This window comes from Aquabacter sp. (genome assembly GCF_965279295.1).
Lineage (GTDB): Bacteria > Pseudomonadota > Alphaproteobacteria > Rhizobiales > Xanthobacteraceae > Aquabacter.
In genome coordinates, this window is sequence record NZ_CBDIHQ010000016.1 from 145,927 (window position 1) to 165,757 (window position 19,831).

24 protein-coding genes and 1 tRNA gene are annotated in these 19,831 nt (G+C 64.1%); 10 read left to right on the plus strand and 15 right to left on the minus strand.

The genetic code is table 11. From position 1 onward, the window contains the following. The first annotated feature begins 121 nt into the window (after positions 1-121). Positions 122-640 carry a nucleoside 2-deoxyribosyltransferase gene (locus ADADO0_RS13080; RefSeq protein ID WP_511305590.1) on the plus strand — a complete coding sequence of 173 codons (519 nt, stop codon included), beginning with the start codon at positions 122-124 and terminating at the stop codon, positions 638-640. Between the two features lie 63 nt (positions 641-703). Here ADADO0_RS13080 and ADADO0_RS13085 read toward each other — a convergent pair whose 3' ends face one another. Beyond that, positions 704-1,783 carry a calcium:cation antiporter gene (locus ADADO0_RS13085; RefSeq protein ID WP_511305591.1) on the minus strand — a complete coding sequence of 360 codons (1,080 nt, stop codon included), beginning with the start codon at positions 1,781-1,783 and terminating at the stop codon, positions 704-706. 312 nt (positions 1,784-2,095) lie between these two features. On the opposite strand from ADADO0_RS13085, the gene ADADO0_RS13090 reads away from it, so the two are divergent. Both ADADO0_RS13090 and ADADO0_RS13095 read left to right on the plus strand, forming a co-directional pair. Then, positions 2,096-3,118, plus strand: coding sequence for a Gfo/Idh/MocA family protein (locus ADADO0_RS13090; RefSeq protein ID WP_511305592.1), 1,023 nt, complete (start codon positions 2,096-2,098; stop codon positions 3,116-3,118). A 121-nt stretch (positions 3,119-3,239) separates the two neighbouring features. Further along, positions 3,240-3,578, plus strand: coding sequence for a P-II family nitrogen regulator (locus tag ADADO0_RS13095; RefSeq protein ID WP_511305593.1), 339 nt, complete (start codon positions 3,240-3,242; stop codon positions 3,576-3,578). A gap of 68 nt (positions 3,579-3,646) precedes the next feature. On the opposite strand, the gene ADADO0_RS13100 is transcribed toward ADADO0_RS13095, so the two are convergent. Then, positions 3,647-4,456 carry a GntR family transcriptional regulator gene (locus tag ADADO0_RS13100; protein WP_511305594.1) on the minus strand — a complete coding sequence of 270 codons (810 nt, stop codon included), beginning with the start codon at positions 4,454-4,456 and terminating at the stop codon, positions 3,647-3,649. A gap of 504 nt (positions 4,457-4,960) precedes the next feature. On the opposite strand from ADADO0_RS13100, the gene ADADO0_RS13105 reads away from it, so the two are divergent. The 3 genes from ADADO0_RS13105 (at position 4,961) to ADADO0_RS13115 (ending at position 8,603) form a co-directional block, all read left to right on the plus strand. Next, a complete protein-coding gene (locus ADADO0_RS13105) occupies positions 4,961-6,703 on the plus strand; it encodes a CocE/NonD family hydrolase (protein ID WP_511305595.1) in 1,743 nt (580 codons plus the stop codon). Between the two features lie 180 nt (positions 6,704-6,883). Continuing rightward, entirely contained in the window at positions 6,884-8,137 is a 1,254-nt protein-coding gene (locus ADADO0_RS13110) for an ABC transporter substrate-binding protein (protein WP_511305597.1), read from the plus strand. A gap of 283 nt (positions 8,138-8,420) precedes the next feature. Further along, positions 8,421-8,603, plus strand: coding sequence for a hypothetical protein (locus ADADO0_RS13115; protein ID WP_511305598.1), 183 nt, complete (start codon positions 8,421-8,423; stop codon positions 8,601-8,603). 35 nt (positions 8,604-8,638) lie between these two features. On the opposite strand, the gene ADADO0_RS13120 is transcribed toward ADADO0_RS13115, so the two are convergent. Beyond that, positions 8,639-8,723 (minus strand) — tRNA-Leu (locus ADADO0_RS13120). 195 nt (positions 8,724-8,918) lie between these two features. Between ADADO0_RS13120 and ADADO0_RS13125 the strand changes: the two genes are divergently transcribed. Continuing rightward, positions 8,919-9,173: a hypothetical protein gene (locus ADADO0_RS13125; protein WP_511305599.1), complete on the plus strand. Its 255-nt coding sequence runs from the start codon at positions 8,919-8,921 to the stop codon at positions 9,171-9,173. Positions 9,174-9,211: 38 nt separating this feature from the next. Here the strand turns inward: ADADO0_RS13125 and ADADO0_RS13130 are convergent, their stop codons facing one another. Beyond that, positions 9,212-9,619: a DoxX family protein gene (locus ADADO0_RS13130; RefSeq protein ID WP_511305600.1), complete on the minus strand. Its 408-nt coding sequence runs from the start codon at positions 9,617-9,619 to the stop codon at positions 9,212-9,214. A 59-nt stretch (positions 9,620-9,678) separates the two neighbouring features. Then, entirely contained in the window at positions 9,679-10,083 is a 405-nt protein-coding gene (locus ADADO0_RS13135) for a HesB/IscA family protein (protein WP_511305601.1), read from the minus strand. 167 nt (positions 10,084-10,250) lie between these two features. Between ADADO0_RS13135 and ADADO0_RS13140 the strand changes: the two genes are divergently transcribed. After that, the gene (locus ADADO0_RS13140) at positions 10,251-11,177 is read left to right on the plus strand and encodes a formate/nitrite transporter family protein (protein ID WP_511305602.1); all 927 of its coding nucleotides are present in this window, start codon (positions 10,251-10,253) and stop codon (positions 11,175-11,177) included. A gap of 6 nt (positions 11,178-11,183) precedes the next feature. Here the strand turns inward: ADADO0_RS13140 and ADADO0_RS13145 are convergent, their stop codons facing one another. The 7 genes from ADADO0_RS13145 to ADADO0_RS13175 all read right to left on the minus strand — a co-directional run bounded on the left by ADADO0_RS13145 (position 11,184) and on the right by ADADO0_RS13175 (position 15,258). Then, positions 11,184-11,657 carry a MaoC family dehydratase gene (locus tag ADADO0_RS13145; protein ID WP_511305603.1) on the minus strand — a complete coding sequence of 158 codons (474 nt, stop codon included), beginning with the start codon at positions 11,655-11,657 and terminating at the stop codon, positions 11,184-11,186. Continuing rightward, positions 11,654-12,118: a MaoC family dehydratase gene (locus ADADO0_RS13150; protein ID WP_511305604.1), complete on the minus strand. Its 465-nt coding sequence runs from the start codon at positions 12,116-12,118 to the stop codon at positions 11,654-11,656. Before ADADO0_RS13150 ends, ADADO0_RS13145 begins: the two co-directional genes overlap by 4 nt. A 74-nt stretch (positions 12,119-12,192) precedes the next feature. Then, positions 12,193-13,293, minus strand: a complete 1,101-nt coding sequence (ychF, locus tag ADADO0_RS13155) for a redox-regulated ATPase YchF (protein WP_511305605.1) — start codon at positions 13,291-13,293, stop codon at positions 12,193-12,195. Between the two features lies 1 nt (position 13,294). Then, complete coding sequence (locus ADADO0_RS13160) at positions 13,295-13,750, minus strand: PIN domain-containing protein (protein ID WP_511305606.1); 456 nt, start codon at positions 13,748-13,750, stop codon at positions 13,295-13,297. After that, positions 13,662-13,970 (minus strand): hypothetical protein, encoded by a 309-nt coding sequence (locus ADADO0_RS13165; protein ID WP_511305607.1) that lies wholly within the window; start codon positions 13,968-13,970, stop codon positions 13,662-13,664. The genes ADADO0_RS13160 and ADADO0_RS13165 overlap by 89 nt, the downstream gene beginning before the upstream one ends. A 27-nt stretch (positions 13,971-13,997) precedes the next feature. Then, entirely contained in the window at positions 13,998-14,594 is a 597-nt protein-coding gene (gene pth, locus ADADO0_RS13170) for an aminoacyl-tRNA hydrolase (protein ID WP_511305906.1), read from the minus strand. 25 nt (positions 14,595-14,619) lie between these two features. After that, positions 14,620-15,258 carry a 50S ribosomal protein L25/general stress protein Ctc gene (locus ADADO0_RS13175; protein ID WP_511305608.1) on the minus strand — a complete coding sequence of 213 codons (639 nt, stop codon included), beginning with the start codon at positions 15,256-15,258 and terminating at the stop codon, positions 14,620-14,622. A 172-nt stretch (positions 15,259-15,430) separates the two neighbouring features. Between ADADO0_RS13175 and ADADO0_RS13180 the strand changes: the two genes are divergently transcribed. Both ADADO0_RS13180 and ADADO0_RS13185 read left to right on the plus strand, forming a co-directional pair. Further along, positions 15,431-16,429 (plus strand): c-type cytochrome, encoded by a 999-nt coding sequence (locus tag ADADO0_RS13180; RefSeq protein WP_511305609.1) that lies wholly within the window; start codon positions 15,431-15,433, stop codon positions 16,427-16,429. An 18-nt stretch (positions 16,430-16,447) separates the two neighbouring features. Next, positions 16,448-16,801, plus strand: a complete 354-nt coding sequence (locus ADADO0_RS13185) for an ArsC family reductase (RefSeq protein ID WP_511305610.1) — start codon at positions 16,448-16,450, stop codon at positions 16,799-16,801. Between the two features lie 197 nt (positions 16,802-16,998). Here the strand turns inward: ADADO0_RS13185 and ADADO0_RS13190 are convergent, their stop codons facing one another. The 3 genes from ADADO0_RS13190 to ADADO0_RS13200 all read right to left on the minus strand — a co-directional run bounded on the left by ADADO0_RS13190 (position 16,999) and on the right by ADADO0_RS13200 (position 19,812). After that, positions 16,999-17,931 (minus strand): dihydrodipicolinate synthase family protein, encoded by a 933-nt coding sequence (locus ADADO0_RS13190; RefSeq protein ID WP_511304227.1) that lies wholly within the window; start codon positions 17,929-17,931, stop codon positions 16,999-17,001. 11 nt (positions 17,932-17,942) lie between these two features. Next, positions 17,943-18,728 carry an SDR family oxidoreductase gene (locus tag ADADO0_RS13195; protein ID WP_511304226.1) on the minus strand — a complete coding sequence of 262 codons (786 nt, stop codon included), beginning with the start codon at positions 18,726-18,728 and terminating at the stop codon, positions 17,943-17,945. Between the two features lie 178 nt (positions 18,729-18,906). Beyond that, the gene (locus tag ADADO0_RS13200; RefSeq protein WP_511305611.1) at positions 18,907-19,812 is read right to left on the minus strand and encodes a LysR family transcriptional regulator; all 906 of its coding nucleotides are present in this window, start codon (positions 19,810-19,812) and stop codon (positions 18,907-18,909) included. Positions 19,813-19,831: the final 19 nt, after the last annotated feature.

Consider the following 19,831-nt stretch of genomic DNA (forward strand, 5'->3'; position numbering starts at 1 on the left):
TCCCGCCAAGCCGCTCCATGGAAACCTGTTTGAATCCATCGCCATGACGCAGTCGGTGTCCACGGCCAGCCCATCGCCGGTCGGGCTAGCCTCCCCACGGCGAAGTCCTTAAAGCAGGGGGATGCAGCCCACGGTTTATTTCATCGGTCGCACGGCCTCCTTTCCCAGCGAGGAACATCTGGAGGCATTGTGTGCGGCCTGTGATCTGCGCGGCCTCTTCCCGCCCGACGAGAGCGGGGCGGACACGCCTCCTGAACCGCTTGCTTTCCGCGCGCGCAGCATTCTACGCATCGAGGCGGCGGACGCCGTGGTCGCGCACATATCCCTCTTTCCTCAGATCCCGATGGCTCCCGTCCTGGCATGGGAGATCGGCTATGCGCAGGCGCGCGAAAAACCCATCTTCCTTTGGTGTTCAGACACGGTTGAGGATCGAACCGCCTTCGCCCCTGAAAGCCTGATGGTCATCACGGGGCATGCCGCAATCTATCCAGAGCTTGCGAACGCTATCGAGGCGGCTGCGGACGGCCTGATCCACTGGCGCGCACGGCGGGTTGGGCTGGGCCTGGGACGCAAGATACTCGTCGCGGCCGCAATTGCCTTAGCGGCAGGGTTTCTGGCGAACAATTTCATCTGGAAATAGTCCGCAATGATGATCCCATGGCCAATAGCGGCGTTGGTTCATGGGTGCGGGCTAATCAAATGCCTATGGGACCACCGCAAAAAACAAGAAGGCCGCGAAAATAACCAGATGGACAATTCCCTGAAGAACGGTGGTCCGTCCGGTGCCAAGGGTTATCACGCCAAGGAACAGAGTGAGGGCCAAGAGCACCGTATCCTTGGCGTTGAGGCCGAGTTCTAGCGGTTGCCCAATGACCAGCGAAACGGCGGCCACCGCCGGGATGGTTAGGCCGATGGTGGCCAGGGCTGATCCGAGAGACAGGTTCAGGCTGGTCTGTAACCGGTTGCTTCGCGCAGCTTTGAGCGCCGCCACGCTCTCGGGCAGCAGAACCAGCGCGGCGATGACGATGCCCACCACCGCTTTCGGCACTCCGGCATAGGCTATTCCGAATTCCACGGCAGGGGTGAGAACCTTGGCTAGCCCGACGACTGCGACCAGCGCGACAACAAGAAGTCCGGCGCTCAACGCCGTCGCTTTGCCCGAGGGAGGCGGCAGGTGCGCGTCGGCCCCTTCATCCTTAACTGGAAGGAAATAATCGCGGTGCCGTACCGTCTGGACGAACACGAACGAGCAATAGAGCACCAGCGACACCAGGGCGGCAAAGATCAACTGCGGTGCACTATATTGGGCGTCAAGGTGGCTGGCTGTGTAGTTTGGAATGATCATCGTCAGGCAGGTGAGCGCGGCAAGTACGGCAAGGGCGGCGCTAGCGCCCTGGAGCTGAAATCCTTGCTCGCGGTGACGCGCGGCGCCCCACAGCAGGCACGCTCCGACGATCCCGTTGCAAACAATCATGACTGCGGCGAACACCGTGTCACGGGCAAGTCCGGCTTTTTCGGCGGGAGCCGCAACCATGACCGAGACGATCAGTGCTGTTTCAATCACGGTGACAGCAAGCGCCAACACCAATGTGCCGAACGGCTCGCCCACGCGATGGGCGACAACCTCCGCGTGATAGACGGCCGCGAATACGGTTCCAAACAGTGCGATGGTTGCCACCGCCGCGATGGGGCCGCTACCACCAAGCAGGATCGACGCCAGCAAAATCAGCCAAGCGAGCAGGGGCCAAGCCCACGTCCACCGAGGCGCCAACGTTGCGAGCATATTGTTCCCCTTAAATCAATTTCCAGACGTCGGCAGCGCCGGGGCTAGGTATGTCGCTTTCCACCCATATCGACAAACTTTAACTGCGCGGGCAGCCGGGCGGGCGTCTGAAGACGGCGCGTGACGCAGGCACACCGCCCGAGAAATTAAACGCGTCAAATGACGATTGAGTACCCCCGCAGCCCAACACTCGGTGCGCCCAGGCGCAGAAGCCGACTCATGTGTTCGCGACGCTCTGTCCTCTGCCACCTGCCGCGTGTATCAACGGCTCGCGCTATAAGCGCCAACCCAAAGCAGCACGAGGAAACTGCCATGCCGTCTAGCTCACCCTTGAGAGTCGCATCCGTTGGCCTTGGATGGTGGTCGGACGAGTTGGCGAAATCCGTTGAGGGCTCGGAGAAGATCAAGATTGTGGCTTGCTGCTCCCGCTCCAAGGACAAGCGCGAGACGTTCGCGTCACGGTTCAATGCGAAGCCGATAGAGACCTATGAAGCTGTTCTCGCCGACCCGGAGATTGACGGGGTCCTTCTGACGACACCTCATTCCATGCACGGCGATCATGTGCGGTTGGCTGCGGCCGCCGGCAAACACGTATTCGTGGAGAAGCCTTACACCCTATGGCCGGCCGATGGCGTCAACGCGACGGAGGCCTGCCGCGCGGCGGGTATCGTCCTCGCCATCGGTCACAACAGGCGCTTCTCGTCCGGCGGAGCCTGGCTGAAGCAGCAGGTCGACAGTGGCGCTCTCGGCACGATCCTGCATGCGGAGGCAAATATCTCCGCGCCTGGCGCCATCACCTATACCGAAGACCGTTGGCGTGCGAGCCGGACCGAGAGCCCTGGCGGGGCAATTGCCGGGCTCGGCATACACATGGTCGACCTCATGACCTGGCTATTGGGCCGGGTGACGCGGATCAATGCTCAGGCGATCCGCCGCGCGGTTTCAGTGGACATGGACGACACAACCTCTGCGCTATTTCAGTTCGAGAGCGGTCCGACAGGCTATCTCGGCACAATCTTCGTTTCGCCCTTCCAATCGTTTCTCACGGTCTATGGCACCAAGGGCATTGCCCAGATTGCGCCGGAGGCAAACATCGGGTGGCTTCGACCATCCAATGCGCCTGGGGGCTGGACCAAGGCGCCGGGTGGCCCGGAGGAAGCTCTCGCCTTTGACCCAATCAACACGTTGCGCGCGGAGCTTGAGGAGTTTGCGGACACCTGCGCAGGTGAAGCCACGTACCGGGTGCTGCCGGAGGAGGCGATCCACAACGTCGCCATCATGCAGGGAATCGTGGAATCTGCGGCTCATGAAGGTCGGGCGGTCGATCCCAGGTAGGATGAGCATGCAGGCAAGCGGCAGCGCTATGATAAGTCAAAGCGCTGCCAGTTTCTCAACGATGTGATCGACGCGTGACGTGCCCTCAGGGCTGGCAATAAAATACGCAGGGAGCGAACCCATGAAACTCGTTATGGCCATCATCAAGCCGTTCAAGCTGGAAGAGGTCCGGGACGCCCTGACTGGCATGGGTGTCCATGGAATGACGGTCACAGAGGCCAAGGGTTATGGCCGTCAGAAGGGGCACACCGAGATATATCGCGGCGCGGAATATGCCGTGAACTTCCTGCCGAAGCTGAAAATTGAACTGGCTGTTCCCACAGACCGGGTCACGAGCGTGGTGGAAGCCATCACCCGCGCCGCCCGTACCGGCCAAATAGGGGATGGGAAGATTCTGATCTTCTCCATTGACCACGCCTTACGGATCCGCACCGGGGAAACCGACGCGGACGCGTTGTAGGATTTTTAAACCCGACTTCCGTTCGTGAGAGGATGATTGCGTTGGCGCCGCGATAGCGGGTGTCTCTCTTAAGAGACGCTCGCCGATCTGCGCTTCTTCTCCGCACCGGTCTTGCCACGCTGGCCGGCGTCCAGGTGGCGCTCATACTGTTCGTCCAGGACCGAGAGCGACCCCTCGAAGTGAGCGGCCAGGAGTTGGGCGGCCCGCTCCTCGTCCCGCGCCACCGCCGCCTCGGCGATATTGCGATGTTCCTCATCGACGCGCCGCGCGGTCGGCTCAGAGGTTGCCATGCGCAGCAGGATGACGCGGCGGTAGCGTTCGAACTGATCCGACATGAGCCCGCAGAAATGCGTCCGCCACGGCGACCCGCATGCGCTGATCAGGCTCATGTGAAACGCGGCGTGAAGATATTCCCACCGCTCGATGGCCTCGTAATCGTCCGGCGACGCCGGCAAGGGCGTGCGGCTGAGGCGGTGGACGCTGGCCAGGATGTCGGCCTCCCAGTCCGCGTCTCCCTTCCTGATGGCGATGCGCATGGCCGCGACCGAAAGCTCGGTCCAGAGCGTGCACACATCATGCAATTCCTCGCGCGAGACCGGCGCGACCGCGAACCCGCGCTGCCCTTCGAACGAGACCAGACGCACCGAGGCAAGCTTTGACAACGCCTCGCGCAGCGGCGCGATGCCGACGCCGTAATGATGGGCGAGGGAGCGAAACTGGAGCTTGGTGCCCGGCGCCAGCCGACCTGAGAGAATATCCCGGCGCAGCAGCCAATAGGCTTCCTCCCCGAGGGTGTTCGGCACCGCGCGAACAGGCTCCAGGGCGCGCTCCGCGAGGGGCGGCGGCTCGTCCGCGGGCTTGGTTGCTCGTTTCGTCATCAAGATCCGGCTGTTCCAGCGCGCAGGTGATCCCGCAGCACGCTCATTACAGGCATTCACTACCGTAGGTCTCCCGCCGGCTCATAGAGGCCCGCCGGAGCTCACGGGAATTTTCTCGTTGCTTAAAATTCAAATTTGCCCATTAATTTCGAACATAAATGAAAATTCGGACGCGATCCAATTAGCAAAAAGGATGGCAAGTCCGAAGCGCAGGGAGACGACCATGTCGGCAGACACGGTGTGGATGCTCAGAATTTCTGAGCGTCCAAGCGGCAATTTGTGCCGCCATTCAACCTATCCTCGCCGTGTCCTTGCTCGCCCTGTCTGCGCGCCGCGCCGGCGGCTGAGAGGATAGGCGGCTGGAGCACCAGGCCCGCCGAATGCACCTTCGCGGTCTCACGGCGCGCGCGTTTCCCCAACTCCCTTTCCTCCCGCCCAACGCAGGGCCCTCGACAGGCGCGGCCGGCTGCGCCCCCGTCTGCATCATCACCAAGAGGAACACCGATGAGCTATCGTGAAGTGAGCGAAATCCGGGACGGCATGCGGATCGATTGGGATATGCCGATCGAGCTGGACGATGGCCTCGTGGTCCGTGCCGACATCTTCCGCCCGATCGAGGACGGCCAATACCCGGTCCTGCTCAGCTATGGCCCCTATGCGAAATGGCTGCACTTCATCGATGGCTATGAGACGGCCTGGAAGCGGATGGAGGAGAAGCATCCGGATGTCATGGCCGGCACCAGCAACCGCTATGCCAGCTGGGAGGTCTGCGACCCCGAGAAGTGGGTGCCCCATGGCTATGTGTGCGTGCGGGTGGATTCGCGCGGCGCGGGCCGCTCGCCTGGTTTCGTGGAGCACTGGTCGCCGCGTGAGACCCAGGATTTCGCCAATTGCGTGGAATGGTCCGGCCAGCAGCGATGGTCGAACGGCAAGGTCGGCCTCAGCGGTATCTCCTATTACGCAGTCAACCAATGGCAGGTGGCGGCGCTCCAGCCCAAGCATCTGGCCGCGATCTGCGTGTGGGAAGGGTTCGCCGACTTCTATCGCGAGCTGAGCCACAACGGCGGCATCTACTCCACCTTCGCGCAGAACTGGTACGACATGCAGATCAGGACCGTTCAGAACGGCCTGGGCGTGAACGGCCATCGCAGCCGCATGAATGGCGAGTGGGTTTCAGGCCCGGATACCCTAAGTTCAGAAGAGATGGGCGCCAACCGCTTCGATCTCGGCGGCACCTACATCGCCCATCCCATGGATGATGAATATTGGAAGTCGCTGTCGCCGGACCTCTCCAAGATCAATGTACCCCTGCTGTCGGCCGCCAATTGGGGCGGGCAACCGCTGCATCCGCGCGGCAATTTCGAGGGCTTCGTGCGTTCGGGATCAAAGGACAAGTGGCTGGAGGTCCATGGCATCGAGCACTGGACCCACTACTACACGGACTATGGTATCGACCTGCAACGGCGGTTCTTCGACTATTTCCTCAAGGGCGAACAGAACGGCTGGGACAAGCAGCCGAAGGTGCAGCTCAACATCCGCCATCCTGGTGAGAAGTTCGTGCTACGCAATGAGGACGCCTGGCCGCTGCCCAGCACCCAATGGACCAAGTTTCACCTCACGCCGGCGAGCAAGCTGGAGCCGGAAGCAGGCGACGAGGGCACCGCTGCCTTTGCTGCCCTCGGCGAGGGCCTGACTTTCGTCACCGATCCTCTCGATCAGGCAACCGAGATCACCGGGCCGGTGGCGGCGAAGCTGAACGTCTCATCTTCGACTGAAGATGCCGACCTGTTCCTGGTGCTGCGGGTGTTCGCGCCGGACTTCAAGGAAATCGTGTTCCAGGGTGCGCTCGACCCGCACACCCCGGTCGGCCAGGGCTGGCTACGGGCTTCGCATCGCAAGCTCGATCCCGAACTGACGCTGCCTTACCGGCCGTACCATTCCCATGATGAGAAGCAGCCGCTCACGCCGGGCGAGGTCTATGCGCTCGACGTGGAAATCGTCCCCACCTGCATTGTCGTGCCGAAGGGCTATCGCATCGGCCTCAGCGTGCGGGGCAAGGACTATGTCTACCCCGGCGGCTCCGGCGGGAAGCTCTCGAACATGAAGAACGTGTTCACCGGCTGCGGCCCGTTCCTGCACGATGACCCGCGCGACCGCCCGGTGTCGATCTACGGCGGCACGACGACGCTTCATTTCGGCGGGGACCGGGAAAACTATCTGCTGCTTCCGATCATCCCGTCCACCTGATCGACCATACAAACACGACACGCGCCGTGTCCGCGCCGCGCGTGATGACCAGAGACGGACCGTCGGTTTCCCCGCACACACGGGGCAGCCGGCGCCACCGCCTCGGCCAAGAGCGGCGACCCCGCCGAGCGAAACGCTTGCAAAGGGGGCGCATGGGGAAACAACCAAGGAGACATCACAATGAACCTTGATCGCAGAAGCGTATTGAAGGGGCTCGGTGCTGGCGTCGGCCTCGCCGCAGTCGGTGCGCCGGCCGTGGTTCGCGCACAGGCCAAGCCGTTCCGAGTCGGCTTCATGACGGTGAAGACCGGCCCAACGGCGTCCGGCGGCATCCAGATGGAGCAGGCGCTCACGCTCTACATGAAGGAGCGCAACAACATCCTTGCCGGCGTGCCGGTGGAGATCATCACGGTGGACACGGGCGGCGCCCCCGCCGTGGCACGCACCAAGATGCAGGAGCTTGTGGAACGCTTCGGCATCTCGGCCATCATCGGCCCGCTCTCCACCCAGGAGGCGCTGGCACTCGACGACTATATCCGCGAGACCAAGACCCCCACCATCTCGGTGGCCGCCGCCGACGATATCACCCAGCGTCGCGCCAACCCGTGGTTCGTGCGCTGCACCTCCACCTCCTCGCAGTGCAGCCACGTCATGGGCGACTACGCGGCAAAGGATCTCAAGTACAAGACCGCCGGCACCATCGCCGATGATCTTGCCTACGGCCATGAGCTGATCGCCGGCTTTCAGCAGGTGTTCGAAGGCGAGGGCGGCAAGGTGGTGCAGAAGTTGTGGCCGCCGCTCGCCGTGCCCGACTACGGCACCTACATCGCGCAGCTCAACGACAAGGCGGATACGCTCTACTGCGGCTTCGCGGGCTCCAACGGCTTCCGGTTCTTCCGCCAGTTCAACGAGTACGGGCTGAAGGGCAAGATCCCGCTGCTCGGCGGCATGACCGCGTTCGACGAAAGCCTGCTCCAGCAGATGGGCGAGGATGCCATCGGCCTGCTGTCGGTGAACTATTATTCCTCGACCCTCGACAACCCGTCCAACAAGCGGTTCGTCGAAGGCATGCGCCGCGATTACAAGGTCGACCCCGGCTATTACGGCGCGGCCACCTATACCGCCGCCGCAATCCTGGAAGCCGCGCTCAAGACCGTGGGCGGCAAGACGGATGACAAGCAGGCGCTCATGGATGCCCTGCGCACCAACAAGGTTGAAGATACCTGCCGTGGGCCGGTGGCGTTCGACAAATACGGCAACGTCGTCGGCAACATCTATATCCGTAAGGTGGCGAAGCAGGAGGGCCGGCTCGTCAATGCCGTCATCAAGACCTACGAGAATGTCGGCCAATTCTGGACCTACAAGCCTGAGGACTTCCTCAAGAACCCAGTCTATTCCCGCGACTATCCCCCGTCGAAGAATCTGCAAAAATAGCGCCTGAATTCGGCTTTTACCAATTAAGTGAAGGTCCGTAGGGGGAAGGTCGATCTAATCTGGCGCGGTCCGTTCCGCGCTGGACGCAGTGCGATGGATCGAAAGTCGCTTGTGGAGATGCGAGAGGTTTCGGCGCACACTGCGCCGGAGGACGATGAGAAGGTGAGGGGGCTGCCAGCGCCCGGCCGCAACGGGCCAAAACCGCGTTCGCTCAGCGGAACCCAGGATGCCAAATTCAAAGCGGGTGCTTCGGTCCATCAACAATGAGGGTGCCTCCCTTTGCGTGGACATCTTCCTTCGCCCCGACGGCACGGTTGGCTTTGAAGAGTTCAGGCGCGATGCGGAGGACAACCGGGGCTGGTTTCCAATCGGCGGGTATTCCGCGCTTTCATTCGATGATGAAACGCGTGCGTTGGAAGTGGCGACGGCCAAAATCAGCTGGTTGCGAGGCGTGTTGGCGCTCTGACGGATCCAAGACGCTGCTGGATCATCCTCAATATTTGGTGCGGACGGCGGGACTCGAACCCGCACGCCTTGCGGCGCAAGATTTTAAGTCTCGTGCGTCTACCGGTTTCGCCACGTCCGCACTGTCGCCACCAGCATCGGTATTCCCCGATCCGTCCGGCGACCGTCCCTCCTTCAAGCACCTAGGGCCTATCGTCAAGGTGGAGTAGGGACGCGTATGGGAGGGGAGACCGCTTCCTTCATCTCCACGCGGGCGCGCCGACCTGCTACAGGGGCGGAGGGCGACGCCGGGTCGCCATCACGCTCGGATCGATCGATGCTTCAGTTTGTGCCGCTGGTGGTGATTTTCCTGATGATGTTCTACGCCTACATCCACGGAAAGCTGCGGCATGACCAGCGTGCGAGGATCATCTTTGCCCTTGGCGGCGGGGCGATCGGCGGGCTGCTGGTGGTGGTCATGGTGGACCGGGAATGGTCGGGCCTCGCCCTGATCGGGCCGTTCCTGACCGCATCCCTGGGCATCTGGATTGCCGGCGGCATGGGCATGAGGAGCTACCGGCGGAACCTCTAGCCGGCCCGGCAGACCAAACTTGCACCCTGCCAGAAGCGTCAGGCGCGCTGGCGATGGCACAGGATAGCGCCGACCATCAGGCCGCCGATCAGGCTCACATGCTCCACCGCCGTGCGGAAATGGTGCAGTCCCTCCTCGCCGGGCACCGCCCAGAAGGGGTGAGCGATGGGGATGGTCAGCACCAGGAAAATCCCAAGCGCACCGAAGCCGAGCCAAGCGAATTTGTTGAAGATGATCAGCAGCGATGAGACCAGCAGCGTAACTACTGCCGCCACGGCGAACACTTCCGGCGGATGCAGGCCGAAATGCGTCATCTCCGCTACCGTCGCGCGGAAGTTGATCAGCTTGTCGAGCCCTGCGCCCCAAAACACGAAGGTGAGAACAATACGGGCTAAAACCGCAAATGCGCGGGATTCAAGAATGCTGGCAATAATGCGCGGTGTCATGTGGTGCCCCTCAATCGGGACAGGATGTGCCGCGCAAACCCACCTGCGTCAACAATCCTTTAGCCGTTAGCGGCCTGGTCCGCGTCCGGAGAGGCGGGCGTTATAGCGACCGATTCACCGCAGCCGCAGGCCGAGGTCTGGTTGGGATTGTTGAACACGAACTGGGCCGAGAGTTTCTCGGTCTTGAAGTCCATCTCCGTGCCGAGCAGGAAAAGCACCGCTTTAGGGTCGATGATGACCCGCACGCCCTTGTCTTCCACCACATCGTCGCGTGGGCCGATCTCGGCGGCATAGTCCATGGTGTAGGACATGCCGGCGCATCCGCCGTTCTTGACGCCAACGCGCACAGCGGCAGACGGAGGCGTGGTTCGGGACATGATCTGGTGCAGGCGCGCGGCGGCTGCATCGGTGATGCGCATAACCGGCGGGCGGGCGCGGGGCGCGGTCTTGGTAACGGCGTTCATGGGTCAAAACTCCTGACCACGCCGGTTCAAGGCCGGCGGATCGATCTCCCTAAAGATGGGGGATGATGCGCCTGCGGGCAAGAGGTTCGCCCGCACCGCAGACCGAGCCGTAGAATGCAACCCATTCGCGGGCTTTGGCGTTCAGCTTGGCAATGGAGGAGGCGGCCATGGCCAAGATGCAAAAGGCAAAGCTCGAAGACGTAGGAGAGGAGGGAAAAGACCTCACCGCGCGAGAAGATGAGGCCGTGGAGGAGCGCATCAGCCTGCGCCCGCTGGCGGTCTATGAGGTGATCCGACGCGAAGGGGTTGAGGAGCTCAAGCGGCCCCTGGCGAGCCTCTGGTGGTCTGGCCTCGCGGCAGGGCTCTCCATCGGCTTCTCGGTGGTGGCGGAGGGCGCCTTGCATGCCCACCTGCCAGACGTCGCGTGGCGCGGCCTCGTGGAGAGCCTGGGCTATTCCGTGGGCTTCCTCATCGTCATCCTGGGGCGTTACCAGCTTTTCACCGAAATCACGCTGACGGCGGTCCTGCCGGTGTTGGCCGAGCCCTCTCGTGCCAGCCTGTTTTCGCTTCTGCGCATCTGGGGCGTGGTGCTGGCCGCCAATCTCGTGGGAACGGCGCTGTTCGGCGCCATGCTCGCCTCCGGCCTATTCCTGCCGAACGATCACCAGGAGGGAATTCTCGCCATCGCCCGCGACCTCGGCCACCTCTCACCCTCCGATGCGCTCTGGCGCGGCGTGCTGGGCGGCTGGCTGGTGGCGACGGTGGTGTGGCTGATGCCGAGTGCGGAAAGCTCCCGCTTCGCGGTGATCCTCATTCTCACCTCATTGATCTCGGCGCTCGAACTCTCCCACGTCATCTCCGGCTCGGTGGAGATTTTCCTGCTGCTGATGATCGGGGAGATCGGCTTTGGTGCCGCGTTGGGTGGGCTGCTGCTGCCGCTGTTGGTGGGCAACGTCATCGGTGGCTCGGCGCTGTTCGCGCTGCTCGCGTACGGCCAAGTGAAGGAGGAACTGAAGGCGCCGGAGGATCCCGAGCGGAAAGCGGCGCAATCCAAGCCCCGCCCGAAGGGCGAGGAACAAGCGGCGCGTGCCTAAGTGGGGTTAGGTCCGTCGCTGAATGAACACCGCGCTTTCAAAGTCGATGACGAGATCGCCGTGCTGATTGGTGCCGCTGTTGTAGGCGAGGATCACGCCCCAGCCCGGCTTGGTCTTCGAGACCACCTTCTCGCGGACCTCGGTGGCATAGGTGATGGTGTCGCCGGGATAGACCGGCTTCAGCCAGCGCAGATCGTCGAACCCGGGGGAGGGGCCCATCTGCGCCACGCGTTCCCCGCGCGCGGCCCGCTCCTGGGCGTCCCGCTGGCGGTCGGCGACGAAATATTTCATCCACATGGAGGCGGTATGCCAGCCGGAGGCGACCAGCCCGCCGAAATGGGTCCGCTTGGCGGCCTCTTCGTCCAGATGGAACGGCTGGGGATCGAATTTCGCGGCAAACGCGAGAATCTCCTCGCGCAGGAAGCGATGGCTGCCCAGCGTGTGGCGTTCGCCCAGTTCGATGTCTTCGAAGAAGCTCATGCGAGGCGCGCCCCCGGATTGCGGCGGGCGAACAGGATCACGCAGACCTGCTCGGCGGCGACCTCGTTCTTCGCCTTCAGCAGTTCCAGCTTCAGGGTGACGAGCCCCATGTCGGGCTTGCTCTTGGAGGTCCGGCTTTCAAGCACTGTCCGGCGCAGCGAGAGCACGTCGCCGGGATGGATCGGCTGGCGCCACTTCACCTCCCGCACGCCCGGCGAGCCGAGCCCGGCGGCGCGCAGCAGGAAGCCGTCGCACATCAGGCGCATCATGATCGAACAGGCATGCCAGCCGGAGGCCGCAAGCCCGCCCAGCATGGAAGCCTTGCCGGCCTCGGCATCGAGATGCATGGGCTGCGGGTCGAACTCACGGGCGAAGGCGAGGATTTCCTCCTCGCTCACCGTGTAGGAGCCGTAGGTCTTCACCTCGCGTTCGATGAAATCCTCGAAGAAGATATCCGGCACGCCCGCCTCCTGCTCGCCTCTCCCCTTATACCCTGCTGTTCTGTCCAGGGTCGAACGCCGTTTTTGCGCTGCACTCAGTTGGCGAAGCGGAAGTGCAGCACATCCCCGTCCTGCACCACATATTCCTTGCCTTCCAGCCGCAGCCGGCCCGCGTCGCGCGCGCCCGCCTCGCCCTTGTGCTTGACGTAATCGTCATAGGCGATGGTTTCCGAGCGAATGAAGCCCTTCTCGAAGTCAGAATGGATCACCCCCGCAGCTGCCGGGGCCTTGGTGCCGCGCGTGATGGTCCAGGCACGGGCTTCCTTCGGGCCGACTGTGAAATAGGTCACAAGGTGCAGGAGGTCGTAGCCGGCGCGAATCACGCGGTTGAGGCCGGGTTCGTCGAGGTCGATGGCTTCCAGATAGTCCTTCTGCTCGTCGGCCGGCAGAACCGCGATCTCGCTCTCGATCTTGGCTGAGACCACCACCGCCTTCGCACCCTCCAGCGCCGCGCGCGCGAACACCGCTGCGGAGAGGGAATTGCCGTCCTTGGCGGAGGCTTCCTCGACGTTGCAGACATAGAGCACCGGCTTGGCGGTCATCAGGCCGAGCATACCGAACGCCTGCTCCTCGTCGCTCTTGCGCTCCACCAGCCGGGCGGGCTGGCCCTCGCGCAGCAGCACCAGGGCGCGCTGCATCAGGTCTAGGATTTCCTTGGCTTCCTTGTCGGTGCTGTTCTTGGTCTTCTTCTCCAGAGCCGCGGCGCGCTTCTCGAGGCTTTCGAGATCGGCGAGCATCAGCTCGGTCTCGATGGTCTCGATGTCGTCCACGGGCGAAATCTTGCCTTCCACATGGGTCACGTCGCCATCCTCGAAGCAGCGCACCACATGTGCGATGGCATCGCACTCGCGGATGTTGGCGAGGAACTGGTTGCCCAGGCCCTCGCCCTTGGAGGCGCCGCGCACCAGCCCGGCAATATCCACGAAGGTGAGGCGGGTGGGGATGATCTGCGCCGAGCCGGCGATCCCTGAGAGCGCGTCAAGGCGCGGATCGGGCACCGCCACTTCGCCGACATTGGGCTCGATGGTGCAGAACGGGTAGTTCGCCGCCTGCGCGGCGGCGGTCTGCGTGAGCGCGTTGAAGAGGGTCGACTTGCCTACGTTCGGCAGGCCGACGATGCCGCATTTGAAGCCCATGTCAGCGATCTTTCAGCGATGAGAAGACGGTTTCGATGTCCGTCACAAAGGGGTTGATGACCGTGGTGCGCTCGATCGCGAGGCCATCCTCGAAATCCTCGCTCACCAGGAAGCGGCAGTCTGCGGCGGTGGCCGCAGCGAACGTCAGGCAGCAGCCCCAAGACAGGGCAAGCCGGTCCTCAATGCGAAAGGCCCGGTCCAGCAAGTCTCCCGCGCCGGCGGACCGGCAAGCGGGCATGAGATCGCCCATGAAGGCGCGGACGGTGTCGCCGGGCACCTGCGGAAAACGGCGCCGCGCCAGGCCGTAGACGTCGGCGATAACAGCCGGGCTCACCACCAGTTCGCCGTTGCGACGGATGGAGCGCAGGCTATGCCGGGCCATCGCCCGCTTGCGGGCCTCCGCGCGATCCTGGAGATAGATCAGGATCGGCGCGTCCACGAAGCATCGCAGGCTCATGGGTCTCCTCACGCTTCGGCGGCACGGCGGGGGCGGGCGCGACGCCCCAGCCCGGGCCGGCGAGCCAGCGGTCAAACGGTTCGAGCGGGTCAGCCTGACCGCCCAGTGCGCGCGACAATTGCTCGGCGACGAATTTCGACAGGCTCACGCCCTCGCGCGCCGCCGCCATTCGCGCCCGCGCCAGGAGATCCTCCGTCACGGTGATGGTCACGTTCTTCATGGCCGCCCCCTTTCCGTCAAGCCCGGTTCAGCCGGCCGCCTGCGCACCGAAGCCCTGGGCCTCCAGGAACAGGTGCGCGCGGTTCTGAAACTCCTCGGGCTTTCCCTCGGCAAACAGGCCCGCAAAGTCGGCGCACGCGGTGCACACCGCTTCCACCCAGGGCTTTTCGCTCTTGGCGAAATCGTTCAGCACGTAAGCGTGGACGAGGCTCTTGTCGCCGGGATGACCAATGCCGAGCCGCACCCGCCCATACTCATTGCCGCAATGCGCGGTAATGGAGCGCAGGCCATTGTGGCCGGCGTTGCCGCCGCCCGTCTTCACGCGGATTTTTGCGGGTGGCAGGTCAAGCTCATCGTGAAAGACGAAAACCTTCTCCAGCGGGATCTTGTAGAAGCGCATGGCTTCCGCTACGGCGCGCCCGCTTTCGTTCATGAAGGTTTCGGGGCAGAGAACCAGCACTTTTTCGCCGGCGATCTCGCCTTCGCTCACCGCACCCTGGAAGCGTCGGCGCCAGGGGGTAAGGCGATGGCGGCGGACGAGAGCATCCACCGCCATGAAGCCGATATTGTGCCGGTTGCCGGCATATTTCGCGCCGGGATTGCCCAGGCCTGCGAACAGGAGCACGGGTCCCTCCGGCGCGAAATCAGCTTCAGGACTTGGCGGGAGCAGCCGAAGCCGCAGCCGCAGCGGCAGCGGCCGCTTCGTCATCCTCGGCTTCCTTCAGGCCCGACGGCGCGACCACGGTCGCGAGTGTGGCGTCACCGGCAAGCTCGGACACCACGCCTTCCGGCAGTTGGACCGCAGAAAGATGAACGCTGTCGCCGATCTCAAGGCCGGTCAAGTCGACGCTAATATATTCCGGGATCGATTCCGCAGGGGCGTCCAGGGTGATGGCGTGCTGCACGATGTTCAGCGTGCCGCCGCTCTTCAGGCCCGGGGACTTGTCCTGGTTCACGAAATGCACCGGCACGTCGACCGTGACGTGGGCGCCGGCGGACACCCGCAGGAAGTCCACGTGCAGCGGCAGATCCTTCACCGGATCAAGCTGGTAGTCGCGGGGGATCACGCGGTGGCGCTTGCCGTCGACTTCGATGTTGAACAGGGTGGTCAGGAAGTGGCCGGCATAGATCGTCCGGGTGATTTCCTTGTGCTCAAGCGAGATCGTGATGGGATCCTGCTTTTCACCGTAGATTACGGCGGGCACGCGTCCGGCGCGGCGCTCTTCACGGGCGGCCCCCTTGCCGGCCCGCGGGCGCGCCACAGCCTTCAATTCTTTGATGGCGGTCATGGCACTGGTCCTAATTCTAAAGGGTTCTAGAATGGCCAACGGCCGCAATTGCGGCCGTGTGGCTTTCGCACGGCACGCCTCCAGGGGGGCGCATGCCAAGCGAAGGCGGGCTTATAACCGCCAAGGCCCGCAAATGCAATAATGGCGCGGCTGGGCGCCGGGGGAGAGCGTGATGATGCGGGCGTGGCGGGTGCTGGCGCTGCTGGGCGGGCTGGTGGCGGGTTTCCCGGTTTCCGCACCGGCACAGCCCCAGGGCGAGCGTATAGCGGTGTGGGACGTGCCCCAGGTGGACATGCTGCCGGACGATGAGGTCGGTCGCCTCGCACGCTTCGGCCGCTCGATCATCGCCGCGACCTCCGCCCATATCGGGCCGGATGCGCCCGATCCGGCGCTGCGCTTCGCCGGCAACAATCTGGCCTGCGCCGACTGCCATCTCAGCGCCGGCCTCAAGAAATTCGGTCTGCCTCTGGTGGCGGCATCGGCCGATTATCCCGCCTACAGCAATCGACGCGGCGGGCAGGCAACGCTGGAGGACCGCCTGAATGCCTGCATGACGCGCTCCATGAATGGGCGGCCTATGCCGCCGGACGCAAAACCCATGCAGGCGCTCGTTGCCTATCTGAAGCTGCTCTCCACCCATGTTCCCGATGACGCGCGGATCGCCGGTGGTGGCGCGGGCGCGATGCCGGAACTCGACCGTCCGGCGGACCCCGCGAAGGGCGCGGCGCTGTACGGCGCCAAATGCGCGGACTGCCACGGCCGGATGGGGGAGGGGGTGCGGCGCAATTCCGCCGACGCATCGTTCGGCTACAGCGCGCCGCCCCTGTGGGGCTCAGACAGTTTCAATGATGGGGCTGGCATGAACCGGCTCATCACCGCCGCCAATTTCATCCACAATAACATGCCGGCCGGCACCGACTGGCTGATGCCGAGCCTATCGCCGGAAGAGGCGTGGGACGTGGCGGCCTATGTCCTCTCCCAGTCGCGCCCGGTGCGGGCGGGCCTGGACCGCGATTTCCCTGATTTGCTGCTGAAGCCGGTCGACACGCCCTATGGACCCTATGCCGACGGCTTCTCGCCCGCGCAGCAGAAATATGGTCCGTTCGGGCCGATCCGCGCGGCGATCGAGGCGCTCACCGCCACGCGCAAGACGGTCCCCAACCCCAACTGAGGCATAAAGACGAGCATCATGGCTGGCACGATCACCATCTATGGCATCAAGACCTGCGACACGATGAAGAAGGCGCGCGCCTGGCTCGACGCGCACTCTGTCGCCTATGCCTTCCACGACTACAAGACGCAGGGCATCGACCGGGCGCACCTTGCAGCCTGGGCGAAGGCGGTGGGGTGGGAAACCCTGCTCAACCGCGCGGGAACCACCTTCCGCAAGCTGCCGGACGCGGAGCGGGCGGATATCAACGAGGCAAAGGCGCTGGCGCTGATGCAGGCACAGCCCTCAATGATCAAGCGCCCTGTGCTCGACCTGGGCGGCCGGCTCCTCGTGGGCTTCAAGCCGGAGGTCTATGAGGCTGCGCTGGGTTGAGCCGCCTCCTCCGCATCTAGCGCCTTGCCCCCTCAACACGCACCCTGCACTCCCTCTCCCGCTTGCGGGGGAGGGCTGGGGAGGGGGCCGGGAGCCTCGGAAGAAGCTCAGCGCCCGGCCATCTCTCAGCAATTCCCCCTCCCTGACCCTCCCCCGCAAGCGGGAGAGGGAATCAAACGGAGCGGGAGGCTCCTACGTCACACGTCCGCGCGCGTGTCCGTGCGGGCGAGGCGCTTGAGGAGGTAGTCGACTTCGGCGCGGGCGGCGGCGTTGAGGGCGCCGCCGGGCTTGCGCTGGGCGTCGGAGGCGATGAAGCCGCGCTTCATCAGCACGTATTTGCGCACCGACAGGCCGACGCCCTGCTGCTGCTCATAGCGCAGCAGCGGTAGGTGGGCGTCGAACAGGTCGTGCGCGGCATCGCGGTTCCCGGCCTTCTGCAATCTCACGACGTCCGCCAGCAGTTCGGGGAAGGCGTAGCCGGTCATGGCGCCGTCCGCCCCGCGCTCCATCTCGAAGTCGAGGAACAGCCCGCCATTGCCGGTGAGGATCGAGATCGGCCGCATCGACCCGTCCCCCTGGAAGCCGCGCAGCGCCGAGATCTTGTCCAGGCCCGGCCAGTCCTCGTGCTTCAGCATCACGCAGGACGGGTGATCCTGGACGATCTGCCGGATCACCTTCGGCGTCATCTGCACCGAGAGGGTGAGCGGATAATCCTGGATCACGAACGGAATATCCGTGCCGATCGCCTCGATCGCCTGACGGTAATAGGTCAGGATCTGGTCGTCGGTGCGCAGGCTCGGGACCGGGGCGATCATCACCCCCGCCGCGCCCTTGTCCATCACCTGATGGGCGAGCGAGCGCATGGCGGCAAAGCCCGGCGCCGAGACGCCGACGATCACCGGCAGCCCCGCCATGCCGGTGACGAAGCGCGCGGCGATGTCGAGGGATTCCTCCGGCTCGAGCTTGGGCGCCTCGCCCATGATGCCGAGCACCGTGACGCCGGTGGCCCCCGCTGCGATGTAGCGCTCCATGAGCGTGTCGATGGAAGCCTGGTCGATCCGCCCGTCCGCCAGGAACGGCGTCGGGGCGATCGGGAACAGGCCGCTGGCGGTGATGTCGAGACGAGCCATGCCGGCCTCCGTCAGATGCTGGCGATCAGCCCGCCATCCACGCGGATGACGGAGCCGGTGAGATAGGAGGCGCGGGCGCTGGCGAGGAAAGCGACCACGTCGGCATATTCGCTCGGGTCGCCATAGCGGCCGACGGGGATCGAGCCGGTGCTCTCGGTGGAGACCGCTTCCACCGTGCGGTTTTCCCGCTTGGCCTTCTGCTCGTCGAGGAACTTGATACGGTCGGTTGCGATGCGGCCGGGCAGGACGATGTTGGCGGTGATGCCGTCGCGCGCCACTTCGCGCGCCAGGGTCTTGGACCAGCCCACCAGCGACAGGCGCAGCGCGTTGGAGACGCCGAGATTGGGGATCGGCGCCACCACGCCCGAGGAGGTCGAGGTGACGATCCGGCCCCACTTCTTCGCCCGCATGCCGGGGAGCGCCCGGTCGGTGACGGAGATCACCGACAGCACCATCTGCTGGAAGCTCTTGGTCCAGAGTTCCGGCGACTGGCCGCTCGCGGGGGTGGGGGGCGGACCGCCGGTGTTGTTCACCAGCACATCGACGCCGCCGAGCGTGTCCTCGATCAGGGCGAAATTGGTCTCGATGGCCGCGAGATCGGAGAGGTCCCAGGGCAGCACGAGGGCGGTGCCGCCGGCCTTGGTGATGGTGTCCGCGGTGCGCGCGAGCGCCGCCGCGTCGATGTCGCCGAGCGCGACCTTCGCCCCCTCGCGCGCAAGACCCGCCGCGATGGCGCTCCCAAGCCCACCGCCCGCGCCAAGCACAAGCGCGACCTTGCCGTTCAATCCGAGATCCATGGGATGTCCTCGTCTGGCCCGCTTCGCGGGTTCTATGGGTGATGATCGACGCGTGATGGCAGGAAAGGCGCCGGATTATGGCGCGCGAAACTCAAGTCCGCGACGGCGCAAGGTGTAAGCCGGACGCGGAAGGACGTCAACGGCCGATATCAAGAATAAATCCGGTGTGACGAAGTGTTCAGGCCGTGGTCTGGAACATGCGTGAGAAATTGCAGTGCTCCTTCGCGAGCGCGATAAGCGCGTCCACGAGGGCGCTTTCCGAGCCGGCACGGCGCAGCGCGATGTAATTCACGTCCGGCGGCGGGCGGCGCGTGTTAACCACCTCCAGCATGCCTGTGTCGATCAGCCAGCTCACGCAAGTGCGGGGGAGATAGCTCACCCCAAGGCCCGAAACCGTCATGCCGATCAGCGCCACGAGGCTGTTGGTGCGGATGGTGTGGGCCGGGTTGACCCCCTGGTCGCGCAGCCAGCGGTCATAGAGCAGCCCGGTGCCGGATTTTTCCGCGTGGGTCAGCAATGTATAACGCTCAAGCTCTTGAAGCCGCATCGGTTTTTCGGACTGGATCAGACCCGGCTTGCACATCCATACGTTCTCGACGCCGCCCAGCTTGGTCCAGGTGACGCGCGGATCCTTGAGCGTTTCCGGCACGATTGCGAGGTCGAGTTCCCCCGCCAGCAGTTTGTCCCGCAGGTTGGTGCTGAGGTCCACATCGGGCTCGATGGACAGGCCGGAATAGCGTTCGCGGATCGCCGCGATTAGGCGTGGCAGCCAGGTGAGGGCGGTCAATTCGGTGACGCCGATGCGCACCTGGCGGCGGATCATTTCCAATCGTGAGAACCGCTCCATGGCGGCATCACGTTGTTCCAAAAGGTCTTTTGCCAATTCCAGCATCTGTTCGCCGGATTCGGTCAGCCACGCCCCGCGCTTGCTGCGGTCGAACAATTGCGTGGCGAACGTCGCTTCAAGCTCCTGGATGCGCTTGGAAATCGCCGACTGCGTGGTGTGGAGGTGTCGGGCTGCCGCGGCGAAGCCACCGAGATGGTCGATCCAATACAGCGCCTCCAATTGTTTGAACGTCATCATGATCGATTTTCCGCGCTCT